The sequence below is a fragment of the Streptomyces sp. NPDC041968 genome (genome assembly GCF_055589025.1).
In genome coordinates, this window is the sequence record NZ_JBVJCB010000011.1 from 248,030 (window position 1) to 262,069 (window position 14,040).

General features: G+C 72.5%; 12 protein-coding genes. 9 read left to right on the forward strand and 3 right to left on the reverse strand.

Translation table 11 applies throughout. The features are described 5' to 3' along the window. Positions 1-8: 8 nt before the first annotated feature. The 5 genes from ACZ6EG_RS26515 to ACZ6EG_RS26535 all read left to right on the forward strand — a co-directional run bounded on the left by ACZ6EG_RS26515 (position 9) and on the right by ACZ6EG_RS26535 (position 6,158). Positions 9-1,301 carry a M50 family metallopeptidase gene (locus ACZ6EG_RS26515; protein WP_391971923.1) on the forward strand — a complete coding sequence of 431 codons (1,293 nt, stop codon included), beginning with the start codon at positions 9-11 and terminating at the stop codon, positions 1,299-1,301. A 234-nt stretch (positions 1,302-1,535) separates the two neighbouring features. Further along, complete coding sequence (gene ispG / locus ACZ6EG_RS26520; protein WP_469608147.1) at positions 1,536-2,693, forward strand: flavodoxin-dependent (E)-4-hydroxy-3-methylbut-2-enyl-diphosphate synthase; 1,158 nt, start codon at positions 1,536-1,538, stop codon at positions 2,691-2,693. Positions 2,694-2,790: 97 nt separating this feature from the next. Continuing rightward, positions 2,791-3,639, forward strand: coding sequence for a GNAT family N-acetyltransferase (locus ACZ6EG_RS26525; protein WP_391972946.1), 849 nt, complete (start codon positions 2,791-2,793; stop codon positions 3,637-3,639). A gap of 199 nt (positions 3,640-3,838) precedes the next feature. Continuing rightward, a complete protein-coding gene (locus ACZ6EG_RS26530; RefSeq protein WP_391972947.1) occupies positions 3,839-4,381 on the forward strand; it encodes a GNAT family N-acetyltransferase in 543 nt (180 codons plus the stop codon). 73 nt (positions 4,382-4,454) lie between these two features. Continuing rightward, complete coding sequence (locus ACZ6EG_RS26535; protein WP_391972948.1) at positions 4,455-6,158, forward strand: proline--tRNA ligase; 1,704 nt, start codon at positions 4,455-4,457, stop codon at positions 6,156-6,158. Between the two features lie 422 nt (positions 6,159-6,580). On the opposite strand, the gene ACZ6EG_RS26540 is transcribed toward ACZ6EG_RS26535, so the two are convergent. The 3 genes from ACZ6EG_RS26540 to ACZ6EG_RS26550 are packed head-to-tail and all read right to left on the reverse strand — an operon-like array spanning position 6,581 to position 8,568. Further along, positions 6,581-7,480: an aminoglycoside phosphotransferase family protein gene (locus ACZ6EG_RS26540; RefSeq protein ID WP_391972949.1), complete on the reverse strand. Its 900-nt coding sequence runs from the start codon at positions 7,478-7,480 to the stop codon at positions 6,581-6,583. Positions 7,481-7,519: 39 nt separating this feature from the next. Then, on the reverse strand, positions 7,520-8,038 hold the full coding sequence (locus ACZ6EG_RS26545; protein WP_391972950.1) for a DUF4439 domain-containing protein: 519 nt from the start codon (positions 8,036-8,038) through the stop codon (positions 7,520-7,522). After that, positions 8,035-8,568 (reverse strand): hypothetical protein, encoded by a 534-nt coding sequence (locus tag ACZ6EG_RS26550; RefSeq protein WP_391972951.1) that lies wholly within the window; start codon positions 8,566-8,568, stop codon positions 8,035-8,037. The genes ACZ6EG_RS26545 and ACZ6EG_RS26550 overlap by 4 nt, the downstream gene beginning before the upstream one ends. A gap of 275 nt (positions 8,569-8,843) precedes the next feature. On the opposite strand from ACZ6EG_RS26550, the gene rimP reads away from it, so the two are divergent. From rimP to infB, 4 genes are all read left to right on the forward strand, one after another. After that, a complete protein-coding gene (gene rimP, locus ACZ6EG_RS26555) occupies positions 8,844-9,380 on the forward strand; it encodes a ribosome maturation factor RimP (RefSeq protein WP_469608155.1) in 537 nt (178 codons plus the stop codon). 2 nt (positions 9,381-9,382) lie between these two features. After that, complete coding sequence (nusA, locus tag ACZ6EG_RS26560) at positions 9,383-10,393, forward strand: transcription termination factor NusA (RefSeq protein WP_391972953.1); 1,011 nt, start codon at positions 9,383-9,385, stop codon at positions 10,391-10,393. 102 nt (positions 10,394-10,495) lie between these two features. Beyond that, positions 10,496-10,777, forward strand: a complete 282-nt coding sequence (locus tag ACZ6EG_RS26565; RefSeq protein WP_469608158.1) for a YlxR family protein — start codon at positions 10,496-10,498, stop codon at positions 10,775-10,777. A 173-nt stretch (positions 10,778-10,950) separates the two neighbouring features. Then, entirely contained in the window at positions 10,951-14,019 is a 3,069-nt protein-coding gene (infB, locus tag ACZ6EG_RS26570) for a translation initiation factor IF-2 (RefSeq protein ID WP_469608161.1), read from the forward strand. Positions 14,020-14,040: the final 21 nt, after the last annotated feature.

Sequence of the window (14,040 nt, forward strand, 5' to 3'; positions counted from 1 at the left end):
CGACACTGATGTTCATCCTCGGCATAGTCCTCTTCGCGGTCGGCCTGCTGTTCTCCATCGCCTGGCACGAGCTGGGACACCTGTCGACGGCCAAGCTCTTCGGCATCCGCGTGCCCCAGTACATGGTCGGCTTCGGGCCGACGCTCTTCTCGCGGAAGAGGGGCGAGACCGAGTACGGCGTCAAGGCCATCCCGTTCGGCGGCTACATCCGCATGATCGGCATGTTCCCGCCCGGCGCCGACGGCCGGGTGGAGGCCCGTTCCACCTCGCCCTGGCGCGGCATGATCGAGGACGCCCGCTCGGCCGCCTTCGAGGAACTCCAGCCGGGTGACGAGAAGCGCCTGTTCTACACGCGCAAGCCCTGGAAACGGGTCATCGTGATGTTCGCGGGCCCGTTCATGAACCTGATCCTCGCGGTGGTGCTGTTCCTCATCGTCCTGATGGGCTTCGGTATCTCGCAGCAGACCACCACGGTCAGCTCCGTCTCCCAGTGCGTCATCTCCCAGACCGAGAACCGCGACGACTGCACCAGGTCCGACCCGGCTTCCCCGGCCGCCGCGGCCGGCCTCAAGGCGGGCGACAGGATCGTCTCCTTCGACGGCGTGCGGACCGACGACTGGGACCAGCTGTCCAACCTGATCCGCGCCAACCCCGGCGACAAGGTGCCGGTCGTCGTCGAGCGCGGGGGCCAGGAGGTCACCCTCCAGGCGACCATCGCCACCAACCAGGTCGCCAAGAAGGACGCGAACGGGCAGATCGTCGAGGGCGAGTACGTCACCGCCGGCTTCCTCGGCTTCAGCGCCGCCACCGGCGTGGTGAAACAGGACTTCGGCCAGTCCGTGACCTGGATGGGCGACCGGATCGGCGACGCCGTCGACTCCCTCGCCGCCCTGCCCGCCAAGATCCCCGCCCTGTGGGACGCGGCCTTCGGCGACGGGCCCCGCGAGGCCGACTCCCCGATGGGCGTGGTCGGTGCCGCCCGCGTCGGCGGCGAGATCGCCACCCTCGACATCCCGCCCACCCAGCAGCTGGCCATGTTCGTGATGCTGGTGGCCGGCTTCAACCTCTCCCTGTTCCTGTTCAACATGCTCCCGCTGCTGCCGCTCGACGGCGGCCACATCGCGGGCGCGTTGTGGGAGTCGCTGCGCCGCAACGCGGCCAAGGTGCTGCGCCGCCCGGACCCGGGCCCGTTCGACGTGGCGAAGCTGATGCCGGTGGCCTACGTGGTGGCGGGCATCTTCGTCTGCTTCACCCTGCTGGTGCTGGTGGCGGACGTCGTCAATCCGGTACGTATCAGCTGACACAGGGGTGTTCCGGGCGATCCGGACCATTCAAACGGTCCGGTGAGGAGCCCGATCCTGGAGCATGTCCCTCCGGGTCGGGCTTCACGCCGGACGCCCGGCAGAAGGGCGCCAAAGGGTGTATCTCGCGTACGCCGCGTGCCGGGCGTTCACGTCGGTGCCGTAATCTCGAAGGCCGGAGCCCGCCGCTGAACGGGGCCGGACCTTGATCCACGACTTGGGGTTGCACAGCAGATGACTGCGATTTCTCTCGGCATGCCGGACGTTCCGACCAGGCTCGCGGAGCGCCGCAAGAGCCGGCAGATCCAGGTCGGGACCGTGGCGGTGGGCGGCGACGCCCCCGTGTCGGTCCAGTCCATGACCACGACCCGTACGTCGGACATCGGTGCGACGTTGCAGCAGATCGCGGAGCTGACGGCGTCGGGCTGTCAGATCGTGCGGGTGGCCTGTCCCACCCAGGACGACGCGGACGCGTTGCCGGTGATCGCGAAGAAGTCGCAGATCCCGGTGATCGCGGACATCCACTTCCAGCCCAAGTACGTCTTCGCGGCGATCGAGGCGGGCTGCGCGGCGGTGCGGGTGAACCCGGGCAACATCAAGCAGTTCGACGACAAGGTCAAGGAGATCGCGAGGGCGGCGAAGGACCACGGCACGCCGATCCGTATCGGGGTGAACGCGGGTTCGCTGGACCGGCGGCTGCTGCAGAAGTACGGGAAGGCGACGCCGGAGGCGCTGGCGGAGTCGGCGCTGTGGGAGGCCTCGCTGTTCGAGGAGCACGACTTCCGGGACATCAAGATCTCGGTGAAGCACAACGACCCGGTCGTCATGGTGGAGGCCTACCGGCAGCTGGCCGCCCAGTGCGACTATCCCCTGCACCTCGGTGTGACCGAGGCGGGTCCGGCCTTCCAGGGCACGATCAAGTCGGCGGTCGCCTTCGGGGCGCTGCTGTCGCAGGGCATCGGTGACACCATCCGGGTCTCGCTCTCCGCGCCGCCGGTGGAGGAGATCAAGGTCGGTATCCAGATCCTGGAGTCGCTGAACCTGCGGCAGCGCGGCCTGGAGATCGTCTCGTGTCCCTCGTGCGGGCGTGCGCAGGTGGATGTCTACAAGCTGGCCGAGGAGGTCACCGCCGGTCTGGAGGGCATGGAGGTGCCGCTGCGGGTGGCCGTGATGGGCTGTGTGGTCAACGGTCCGGGGGAGGCCCGCGAGGCCGACCTCGGTGTCGCCTCGGGCAACGGCAAGGGGCAGATCTTCGTCAAGGGCGAGGTCATCAAGACCGTCCCCGAGTCCAAGATCGTGGAGACCCTCATCGAGGAGGCCATGAAGATCGCCGAGCAGATGGAGGCCGACGGTGTGGCCTCCGGCGAGCCCTCGGTCGCGATCGCGGGCTGAACTCCCGCGCCTGCCGCGTCGCCCTCGGGGGCGGCGCGGCCTTTTTGCGGCAGGTACAGTGCGGGGACCAGCAGATCTCAGGGTGAGGCCCCCGCACGTGTTGACGCAGACCACATCCCGCGTGCTCGAACCGAGCGATCTCGACGCCGCGCTGGCCGTCCTCGGCCGTGAGCCGGTCGCGAACGCCTTCGTGACCGCCCGGGTGCAGATCGCGGGCCTCGACCCGTGGCGCCTCGGCGGCGAGATGTGGGGCTGGTACGAGCACGGCATGCTGACGTCCCTGTGCTACGCGGGCGCCAACCTCGTCCCCATCTGCGCGACCCCGCGTGCCGTCCGGGCCTTCGCCGACCGCGCCCGACGGGCCGGCCGCCGCTGCTCCTCGATCGTCGGCCCCGCCGACACCACGGCCCTCCTGTGGCGACTCCTCGAACCGGGCTGGGGCCCGGCCCGCGAGGTCCGCACCCGGCAGCCCCTCATGGTCACCGACCGCATGCCGGCCGACATCGCCCCCGACCCCTACGTCCGCCGCGTCCGCAAGGACGAGATGGACCGGATCATGCCGGCCTGCGTGGCGATGTTCACCGAGGAGGTCGGCATCTCCCCGATGGCCGGCGACGGCGGACTGCTCTACCAGGCCCGGGTCGCCGAACTCGTCGGCTCCGGCCGCTCCTTCGCCCGCTTCGACGCCGACGGCAAGGTCGTCTTCAAGGCCGAGATCGGCGCCGCCACCGACCGCGCCTGCCAGATCCAGGGCGTCTGGGTCGCCCCCGAGTACCGCGGCAAGGGCCTCGCGGCCCCGGGCATGGCGGCGGTCCTGCGCTACGCCCTGGCGGACGTCGCCCCGGTGGCCAGCCTGTACGTCAACGACTTCAACACCGCGGCGCGACGGACGTACCGGCGGGTCGGCTTCCAGGAGGTCGGCGCCTTCATGAGCGTGCTGTTCTGACCCTCCGGCGCGCGGGGCGCCGTCCCCGCGGCCCGGCGCAGGCACCCCGCCTGAGCGGTCCGTGCGGTGCGGCTCACCCGTAGTCTCCTGCCTCGCCTCACGCCTCGCGTCGACGGTCCCCGGGCGCTTCCCCGGCACCACCGCGAACGCCCCGCGACCCCGACGTGATCCGGCGGAAGGCCCGGGTAGGCTCCCCGCCATGGACCTCGTGATCGGCCCCTTGGACCTCGCCGCGCACGTGGACGAGGCTCTCGCGGTCCAAGCCGCCGCGTTCGGACTCGGCCCCGACGAGGTGGCCGTCCGCCGCCAGATCGTCCTGCGCCACATGACCCACCCGGGCGCCAGAGCGCTCGGCGCCACCGTCGGAGGCGACCTGGTCGGCTTCGTCTACGGCATGCCCAACGACCGCACCCAGTGGTGGTCCACCGTCGTCGAGCCCTACCTCCGCGCCGAGGGCACCGACTCCTGGCTCGACGACTCCTTCGTCATCACCGAACTCCACGTCCACCCGGCCCACCAGCACCGCGGCGCGGGCCGCACCCTGATCACCACGATCACCGACAGCGCCGCCGAGCCCCGTTCGATCCTCTCCGCGATCGACACCGAGAGCCCCGCCCGCGGCCTCTACCGCTCCCTCGGCTACCAGGACCTCGCCCGCCGGGTCCTGTTCCCCAGCGCCCCCAAGCCGTACGCGGTGATGGGCGCCCCACTGCCCCTGCGCAGGCCCTCCGGCGGCCGATAACCGATTTCCGCGGGGATGGACCGCCCGGCTAACCTCCTAGCACCACCCTTACGCAGCAGGAGACACGAGAACCATGGCCAACGCACCGGTCCAGCGCATGTCGAAGTTGATGGCGAAGACGCTGCGCGACGACCCGGCGGACGCCGAGGTCCTCAGCCACAAGCTGCTGGTCCGCGCCGGGTACGTGCGCCGTACCGCCGCCGGCCTGTGGAGCTGGCTGCCCCTCGGCAAGAAGGTCCTCGGCAACATCGAGCGCATCGTGCGCGAGGAGATGGACGCCATCGGCGCCCAGGAGGTGCAGCTCCCCGCCCTGCTGCCGCGCGAGCCGTACGAGGCGACCGGCCGCTGGGACGAGTACGGCCCCGAGCTGTTCCGCCTCCAGGACCGCAAGGGCGGCGACTACCTCCTCGGCCCCACCCACGAGGAGATCTTCACCCTGCTGGTGAAGGACCAGGCGTCCTCCTACAAGGACCTGCCGGTCATCCTCTACCAGATCCAGAACAAGTACCGCGACGAGGCCCGCCCCCGGGCCGGCATCCTGCGCGGCCGCGAGTTCCTGATGAAGGACTCCTACTCCTTCGACGTCGCCGACGAAGGCCTCGCCGAGTCCTACGCCCTGCACCGCGCCGCCTACCAGCGCATCTTCGAGCGCCTCGGCCTCGACTACCGCATCTGCGCGGCGACCGCCGGCGCCATGGGCGGCTCCAAGTCCGAGGAGTTCCTGGCCCCGGCCGAGGCCGGCGAGGACACCTTCGCGGACTGCCCGAACTGCGACTTCGCCGCCAACACGGAGGCGATCACCTACGCGCTCACCCCGGTCGACGCGGCCGGTGTGCCCGCCGCCGAGGACATCCCCACCCCGGACACCCCCACCATCGAGACCCTGGCCGCCTCGCTCGGAGTCCCGGCCTCCGCGACCCTCAAGAACCTCCTCGTCAAGGTCGACGGCGAGATCGTCGCCGTGGGCGTTCCCGGCGACCGCGAGGTCGACATGGACAAGGTGGAGGCGCACTTCGCCCCGGCCGCGGTCGAACTGGTCACCGCCGAGGACTTCGTGGGCCGCCCCGACCTGGTCCGCGGCTACGTCGGACCGCAGGGCCTGGGCGACAAGGTCACGTACATCGCCGACCCCCGCGTGGCGCCGGGCACGGCGTGGATCACGGGCGCCAACAAGGAGCACACCCACGCCAGGAACGTCGTGGCGGGCCGCGACTTCGAGGTCGACGCGTACGTGGACGTCGTCGTGGTCCGGGACGGCGACCCGTGCCCCAAGTGCGGCACCGGTCTCACGCTGGACCGCGCCATCGAGATCGGCCACATCTTCCAGCTGGGCCGCAAGTACGCCGACGCCCTCAAGCTCGACGTCCTCGGCCAGAACGGCAAGCCGGCCCGCGTCACCATGGGCTCCTACGGCATCGGCGTCTCCCGCGCGGTGGCCGCCCTCGCCGAGCAGCACGCCGACGACAAGGGCCTCGTCTGGTCCAGGGAGGTCGCCCCGGCCGACGTCCACGTCGTCGCCGCGGGCAAGGCCCTGCAGACCGAGCTGGCCCTGGAGGTCTCCGACAAGCTGGCCGCCGCCGGCCTCCGGGTCCTGGTCGACGAGCGCGCGGGCGTCTCCCCGGGCGTCAAGTTCACGGACGCCGAACTGATCGGCGTACCGCAGATCCTGGTCGCCGGACGCCGGTCCGCCGAGGGCGTGGTCGAGCTGAAGGACCGCCGCACCGGCGAGCGCGAGGAACTGACGGTCGAGGAAGCGATCGCCCGCCTCACCGCCTGACACCCCGCCGCAGGGGGCGCCCCCACCGAACGGGCGCCCCCTGCGGCGTACGCGGCCACCCGGGCGAAGCGGCCCATCGCCTACCTCGCGCGACGCTCCCGCCGCGCACCCCGACCGGCGAGCGCCGCCTCCATGGGGGGCACGCGTAGGCCGCATGCCGCTTCCACCCGACGACGATCCCCGCGGTCGACCCCGCGCGACGGACGCACCGCCCCCTCATCCCCGAGACCCACGCGGGTGGAGGCCGTACGCCTGCTCGGCGACGCCCGCACACGCGCCCTCCGGGGCCCGGCCCCGAAGCAAGCACGAGCGGTCCCCCGCGTCTGGGCCGCGAGGGACAGCGAGCAGCGCCCCGCACCTCGGCCCTCGACGCACCGCACGACCGGGCCGCCGCGCCCGGCCCGCGGCGAGCGTCCCGCGCCCTACAGCCAGCTCGCGAACTCCAGCAGCAGTTCCGCGTCCTTCTCCCGGCCCACCCGCCGCGCCCGCACGCCCGACTCGACCGCGCGGAACAGCGTCCAGCCGCGCAGCCGTTCCTGGTCGACGTCCAGCGACTCCGCGAGCCGCTTCACGCGCCGCCGGGTCGTCGAGGCGCCCGAGGGCTGGGCGATGAGATCCTCCACCCGGTCCCGCACCAACCGCGCGAGATCGAAGGCGCACTCGCCCACCACCGGGTCGGGACCCACGGCCAGCCACGGCGCCCGGTCCCCGGCGAGCACCTTGCTCTGCCGGAACGTGCCGTGCAGCAACCGCTGTTCCGGCGGCGCGGCCAGCAGCTCCCCGCGGGCCGTGAGCGCCGCGTCGACCAGCGGGGCCGTCTGCGCGTCGGCCGCCGCGCCCGCCCGCATCGCGTCGGCCTGTCGCCCGGTCCGCTCCGCCACGGTCTCGAAGGGGTGAGCGGCGGGCGGCGCCACCCACAGCCGCCGCAGCGTGCCCGCGGCCTCCAGCAAGGCCTTCGCCTCCGGCAACGACCGCACCGACACGTCCGGATGCAGCCGCTCCAGCAGCAGTACGCCCTCCGTGGCCTCCTCGTCGAGGAGCCGCACGGCGCCCTTCCCGGCCCAGTGGGCGAGCGCGGCCCGTTCGCTCTCCGGACGCGCCCTGCGCGGGGCCAGCTTCAGCACCGCGGGCGTCCCGTCGGCCGTCCGCACCAGGACCACCAGGCTGCTGCGCCCCCCGGGCACCTGCACCCGCTCCACGGTCGATCCCCGCAGCGCCACGGCCCGCTCGGCCGCCTCGGGCAGCCTTTCCAGCCAGTCGTCACCGTCCGGTGCCGTCTCACCGAGCGCCGTGACCAGACGCCGCGGCGGTTCGAAAGCCATGCGCGAGCCGTTCCCTTCCCGTACGGACAGCCGTACGTGTTACGCGGTCGGAGCCGCCGAAGCGGTGGGCGGGGCGGAGACCGGGTCCGGGGACGAGTCCGACGCCGTGTCCGGCACCGACGGGCCGCCGGCCCGCTCCGCGAGCCCAGGGAAGGCTACGCTCCCGCCCCGCCACCGCACCGCCCGGACCGCCGCCTCCCGCAGCGCCCCCGCGGCGGCCGTCCGCCGCTCGCCCGCGGCGGCCCGCACCAGGTCGGAGTAGACCCCGGCCACCCGGTCCTCCAGCTCGGCCGCGAGCCGCACCGCCGTCGCCGAGTCCGGCACCGTGAACGGCAGCGCGTACCCGGCCGCCGCGGCGACCGGCTCACCCCCGAGGTCGCGGACCTCACGAGCCAGCGCGTCCCGCCGCGCCCGGTGCGCGTCGTACGCCGTCCGCGCCTCGGAACGCCGCTCCTCGCCGACCCGCCCGCCGACGACCCCGTAGCCGTACACCGCGGCGTGCTCCGCCGCCAGCGCCGCCTGCAGGGCGGCCAGCTCCCTGTCCTCCGCCTCGCTCACCCGTCACCCTCCGTCAGCAGGTACACGTGCGCGGCGCCCGCCGCCGCCACCGACGCCAGCAACCGCGCCAGCTCGCCCGGAACCTGGAGCAGCGCCTCGGTCCGCCGGTCCGCCAGCTTCCGCTCCGCGGCGACGAGCAGGGCCAGGGCGTCCTTCGCGGTCGCCGGCACGGGTCCGGACCCGTCCTGGGGTCCGGCGGCCCGCGCGGAGCCCGACGGCGACGCCTGCGGTGACGCGGCCCGTACGGCGCCGAACGCCTCCGCGTGCCGTACGACCTCCGCGCGCAGCGGGCGCAACCGCTCCGCGAGCCCCGGATGCGCGGCGGCCACCGCCGCGTAACGCCCGGCCAGCTCCTCGCTGTCCCGGGCCGCCCGCGCGCGGGCCCGCTCGACGGCCGACGGGTCGGTGTCCGTGCCGCCGGAGTCCGAGCCGCCGGTGCAGCCGGTGAGCAGGGCGACCCCGGCGGCCGAGGCGAGCAGGCTCCTTCTGCGCGGCCCCGGGGCCGGGCGCGGCGATGCGGAAAACGACACGGCAGACGTCCTCGACAGGCTCGTACGGAAGCGACGGCAAAGCGGCGGGTGAGGCGATGGTGAACGACCGGGTGCGGCGGTGCGGAAGAGCAGCGGGCGGCGGCCGGGACCAGCGGTGCGGCCTGCCCGTGATCACGGTACCCGGGCCGTGGCCGGGCACCACTCATCGGCACCGCCGTCCCGGGGTGGACGGCAACACCCCCCGGGACCGGATACCCTTTGACCAGACACGCGCACCGTCCCACAACAGCACACGCGGCCGAGGAGTCACCCGGATGAGCACCACCCAGAGCGACAGGCTGCGAGAGCTGCTCGAGCCGCTCGTCGCCTCCCAGGGACTGGACCTCGAGGAGATCGCGGTGGACTCGGTCGGCCGCAAGCGTGTGCTGCGTGTCGTCGTCGACTCCGACACCGGAGCCGATCTGGACCGGATCGCCGATGTGAGCCGCGCGCTCTCGGCGAAGCTCGACGAGACCGACGCCATGGGTGACGCGGAGTACACCCTCGAGGTCGGCACCCCGGGCGCGGAGCGCTCCCTCACCGAGCACCGCCACTACGTGCGTGCCACGGACCGCCTGGTGCGCTTCCAGCTCCGGGAGGGCGGCGAACTGGTCGCCCGCGTCCTCGGCGTGGACGACGAGGGACTCGACCTCGAAGTGCCCGGAGTGAAGGGCCGCAAGGCCACCACCCGCAGACTCGCCTTCGGCGACATCGACAAGGCCCGCGTCCAGGTCGAGTTCAACCGCAAGGACGACGGCGGCAAGAACAGCATGAAGAACGACGAGAACACGACGGAAGAGGAGGAGGCGTAGCCGTGGACATCGACATGAGCGCCCTGCGGGGTCTGGTGCGGGAGAAGGAGATCTCCTTCGACCTGCTGGTCGAGGCGATCGAGTCGGCCCTCCTCATCGCCTACCACCGCACCGAGGGAAGCCGCCGACACGCGCGCGTGGAGCTCGACCGGAACACCGGCCATGTGACCGTGTGGGCGAAGGAGGACCCGGACGACCTCGAGGAGGGCCAGGCGGCCCGCGAGTTCGACGACACCCCGTCCGACTTCGGCCGCATCGCCGCCACCACCGCCAAGCAGGTCATCCTGCAGCGGCTGCGCGACGCCGAGGACGACGCGACGCTCGGTGAGTACGCCGGCCGTGAGGGCGACATCGTGACGGGCGTGGTCCAGCAGGGCCGCGACCCGAAGAACGTGCTCGTCGACATCGGCAAGCTGGAGGCCATCCTGCCGGTGCAGGAGCAGGTGCCGGGCGAGACCTACCCGCACGGCATGCGCCTGAGGTCGTACGTCGTCCGCGTCGCCAAGGGCGTGCGCGGTCCCTCCGTGACGCTGTCGCGCACCCACCCCAACCTGGTGAAGAAGCTGTTCGCGCTGGAGGTGCCGGAGATCGCCGACGGGTCCGTCGAGATCTCCGCGATCGCCCGCGAGGCCGGCCACCGCACCAAGATCGCCGTCCGCTCCACCCGCTCGGGCCTGAACGCCAAGGGCGCCTGCATCGGCCCCATGGGCGGCCGGGTGCGCAACGTCATGGGCGAGCTGAACGGTGAGAAGATCGACATCGTCGACTGGTCGGACGACCCGGCCGAGATGGTGGCGAACGCGCTCTCCCCGGCCCGCGTCTCCAAGGTGGAGGTCGTGGACCTGGCGGCCCGCTCCGCACGCGTGATCGTGCCCGACTACCAGCTGTCGCTGGCGATCGGCAAGGAAGGGCAGAACGCCCGGCTCGCGGCCCGGCTGACCGGCTGGCGGATCGACATCCGGCCGGACACCGAGCAGCCGTCCGACCGCCCGGCGGACGAGCGCGGGGAATAGATCCAAGCCGCACGGCGCTGAGATCACGACAGTCTGGCGTGCGGTATGTGTTCGATGCTTGCCCCGAAGGGGTGAGGTCGGTCCGGGGAGGTAGACTAAGAAGTGTCTGGCCGGACACGTATCCGAGCCTGCCCTGAGCGCACCTGCGTGGGGTGCCGGGAGCGAGCGGTCAAGAGCGAGCTGCTGCGCACCGTGGTGGTCGAGGGTGAATGCGCCCCTGATCCACGCGGTACGCTGCCCGGCCGGGGTGCTTACGTGCACCCCGCACCGGTCTGTGTCGACCAGGCAGTGCGCCGCAAGGCGTTCCCGCGGGCGCTCCGCGTCCCGGGTCCGCTCGACGTAAAGGCGTTGCGCCGCTACGTCGAGCAGGCACAGAGTTGCTGAAAGCAGCACGTAGGCAACTGGTAAGGAAGACACGCCGCGCGAAACCCCGTGCGGCTTGGTACCTCGCGAGTCGAAAGCAGGTCGAGATTGCGATGAGCACTCGATGAGTACGCGATGAGTACGCCCATGAACTAGCGACGGTCCGGACGCAACCCGGACCTCAGAGGAGCGAAGTGGCTAAGGTCCGGGTCTACGAACTCGCCAAGGAGTTCGGTGTCGAGAGCAAGGTCGTCATGGCCAAGCTCCAGGAACTCGGTGAGTTCGTCCGTTCGGCGTCTTCGACGATCGAGGCGCCCGTAGTACGCAAGCTGACAGACGCCTTCCAGGGCGGTGGCAACGGCCGGTCCGCCGGTCGCCCCGCGGCCCCGAAGAAGGCCGCCCCCAGGCCCGCGGCGCCCTCCCCGGCGCAGGCGGCGCGTCCGGCTGCCCCGCGTCCGGCGGCGGCCCCCAAGCCCGAGGCTGCCCAGCAGCCCGAGGCTCCGTCGGCCCCCGCGCCGGCTCCCTCCCAGGGTCCGCGTCCGACGCCGGGCCCGAAGCCCGCGCCGCGTCCGGCCCCGGCCACCCCGGAGTTCACCGCTCCGCCGGCCGCCCCGGCCGCTCCCGCCGCCTCGACTCCGGCTCCGGCCGGACCGAAGCCCGGCGGCGCGCGTCCCGGTGCCCCCAAGCCGGGGGGCAGCCGTCCGTCCGGTCCGGGTCAGGACCGCGGTCAGCAGGGCGGCCAGGGCCGTCCCGGTGGCCAGCGTCCCGGCGCCCCGGCGCAGCGTCCCGGCGGCCGCCCCGGCGGTCCCCGTCCGGGCAACAACCCCTTCACCTCCGGCGGCAACGCCGGTATGGCGCGTCCGCAGGCGCCCCGCCCGCAGGGCGGCCCGCGTCCCGGCGGCCCCGGTGCCCCCGGCGCCGGTCCCCGGCCGCAGGCTCCCGGCGGCCAGGGTGGCGGTCCCCGTCCCCAGGCTCCGGGCGGCAACCGTCCGAGCCCCGGCTCGATGCCGCGTCCGCAGGGCGGCCAGGGCGGTCCCCGTCCCGGCGGCGGCCCGCGTCCCAACCCCGGCATGATGCCGCAGCGTCCCGCTGCCGGCCCGCGTCCCGGCCCCGGTGGCGGCGGTCGCGGACCCGGCGGTGCCGGTCGTCCCGGCGGCGGCGGTCGTCCCGGTGGCGGCGGCGGCTTCGCCGGTCGTCCGGCCGGTCCCGGTGGCGGCGGTCGTCCCGGTGGCGGCGGCGGCTTCGCCGGTCGTCCCGGTGGTGGCGGCGGCTTCGGCGGCGGCGGTGGCCGTCCCGGCTTCGGTGGCCGTCCCGGCGGTCCCGGTGGCCGTGGTGGCACGCAGGGCGCCTTCGGTCGTCCCGGCGGTCCCGCGCGTCGCGGTCGCAAGTCGAAGCGGCAGAGGCGCCAGGAGTACGAGGCCATGCAGGCCCCGTCGGTCGGCGGCGTGATGCTGCCCCGCGGCAACGGCGAAGCCATTCGCCTGTCGCGCGGTGCCTCGCTCACCGACTTCGCGGAGAAGATCAACGCCAACCCGGCGTCGCTCGTCGCGGTCATGATGAACCTCGGCGAGATGGTCACCGCGACCCAGTCCGTCTCCGACGAGACGCTCCAGCTCCTCGCCGGCGAGATGAACTACACGGTTCAGATCGTCAGCCCGGAGGAGGAGGACCGCGAGCTGCTCGAGTCCTTCGACCTGGAGTTCGGCGAGGACGAGGGCGGCGAGGAGGACCTGGTCGTCCGTCCGCCGGTCGTGACCGTCATGGGTCACGTCGACCACGGTAAGACCCGACTGCTCGACGCCATCCGCAAGACGAACGTCATCGCGGGCGAGGCCGGCGGCATCACCCAGCACATCGGTGCCTACCAGGTCGCGACCGAGGTCAACGACGAAGAGCGCAAGATCACCTTCATCGACACCCCGGGTCACGAGGCGTTCACCGCCATGCGTGCCCGTGGTGCCCGGTCGACGGACATCGCGATCCTGGTCGTCGCGGCCAACGACGGCGTCATGCCGCAGACGGTCGAGGCGCTCAACCACGCCAAGGCCGCCGAGGTCCCGATCGTCGTCGCGGTCAACAAGATCGACGTCGAGGGTGCCGACCCGACCAAGGTGCGCGGTCAGCTGACCGAGTACGGCCTGGTGGCCGAGGAGTACGGCGGCGACACCATGTTCGTCGACATCTCCGCCAAGCAGGGTCTGCACATCGACTCGCTGCTGGAGGCCGTGGTCCTCACGGCCGACGCCTCGCTCGACCTGCGGGCCAACCCGCACCAGGACGCGCAGGGCATCTCGATCGAGTCCCGCCTCGACCGCGGCCGCGGTGCCGTGGCGACGGTCCTCGTGCAGCGAGGCACCCTGCGGGTCGGCGACACGATGGTGGTGGGCGACGCCTACGGCCGCGTCCGCGCCATGCTCGACGACAACGGCAACAACGTCGCCGAGGCCGGTCCCTCGACGCCGGTCCAGGTCCTCGGCCTGACCAACGTCCCGGGCGCCGGTGACAACTTCATCGTGGTCGAGGAGGACCGTACGGCCCGCCAGATCGCGGAGAAGCGCGCCGCCCGCGAGCGGAACGCCGCGTTCGCCAAGCGCACGCGCCGCGTGTCGCTGGAGGACCTGGACAAGGTGCTGAAGGCCGGCGAGGTCCAGCAGCTGAACCTGATCATCAAGGGTGACGCTTCCGGTTCCGTCGAGGCCCTCGAGTCCTCGCTGCTCCAGCTGGACGTCGGCGAAGAGGTCGACATCCGCGTCCTGCACCGCGGCGTCGGTGCGGTCACGGAGTCCGACATCGACCTGGCGATGGGCTCCGACGCCATCGTGATCGGCTTCAACGTGCGCGCCGCCGGGCGGGCACAGCAGATGGCCGAGCGCGAGGGTGTGGACGTCCGGTACTACTCGGTCATCTACCAGGCGATCGAGGAGATCGAGGCGGCCCTCAAGGGCATGCTCAAGCCGGAGTACGAAGAGGTCGAGCTGGGCACGGCGGAGATCCGCGAGGTCTTCCGCTCGTCCAAGCTGGGCAACATCGCGGGTGTTCTCATCCGCTCCGGCGAGGTCAAGCGCAACACCAAGGCGCGCCTCCTGCGCGACGGCAAGGTCATCGCGGAGAGCCTCAACATCGAGGGTCTGCGTCGCTTCAAGGACGACGTCACCGAGATCCGGGAAGGCTTCGAGGGCGGTATCAACCTCGGAAACTTCAACGACATCAAGGTCGACGACGTCATCGCGACGTACGAGATGCGCGAGAAGCCGCGGGTGTAACAGCCCCGACTTCCGAGACGG

Excerpts from the sequence above, each read along its gene's own strand:
- ACZ6EG_RS26535 (WP_391972948.1), top strand. The coding sequence starts at position 4,455 with ATGGCCAACGCACCGGTCCAGCGCATGTCGAAGTTGATGGCGAAGACG.
- ACZ6EG_RS26515 (WP_391971923.1), top strand. The coding sequence starts at position 9 with ATGTTCATCCTCGGCATAGTCCTCTTCGCGGTCGGCCTGCTGTTCTCC.
- rimP (WP_469608155.1), top strand. The coding sequence starts at position 8,844 with ATGAGCACCACCCAGAGCGACAGGCTGCGAGAGCTGCTCGAGCCGCTC.
- ispG (WP_469608147.1), top strand. The coding sequence starts at position 1,536 with ATGACTGCGATTTCTCTCGGCATGCCGGACGTTCCGACCAGGCTCGCG.
- ACZ6EG_RS26530 (WP_391972947.1), top strand. The coding sequence starts at position 3,839 with ATGGACCTCGTGATCGGCCCCTTGGACCTCGCCGCGCACGTGGACGAG.
- ACZ6EG_RS26540 (WP_391972949.1), bottom strand. The coding sequence starts at position 7,480 with ATGGCTTTCGAACCGCCGCGGCGTCTGGTCACGGCGCTCGGTGAGACG.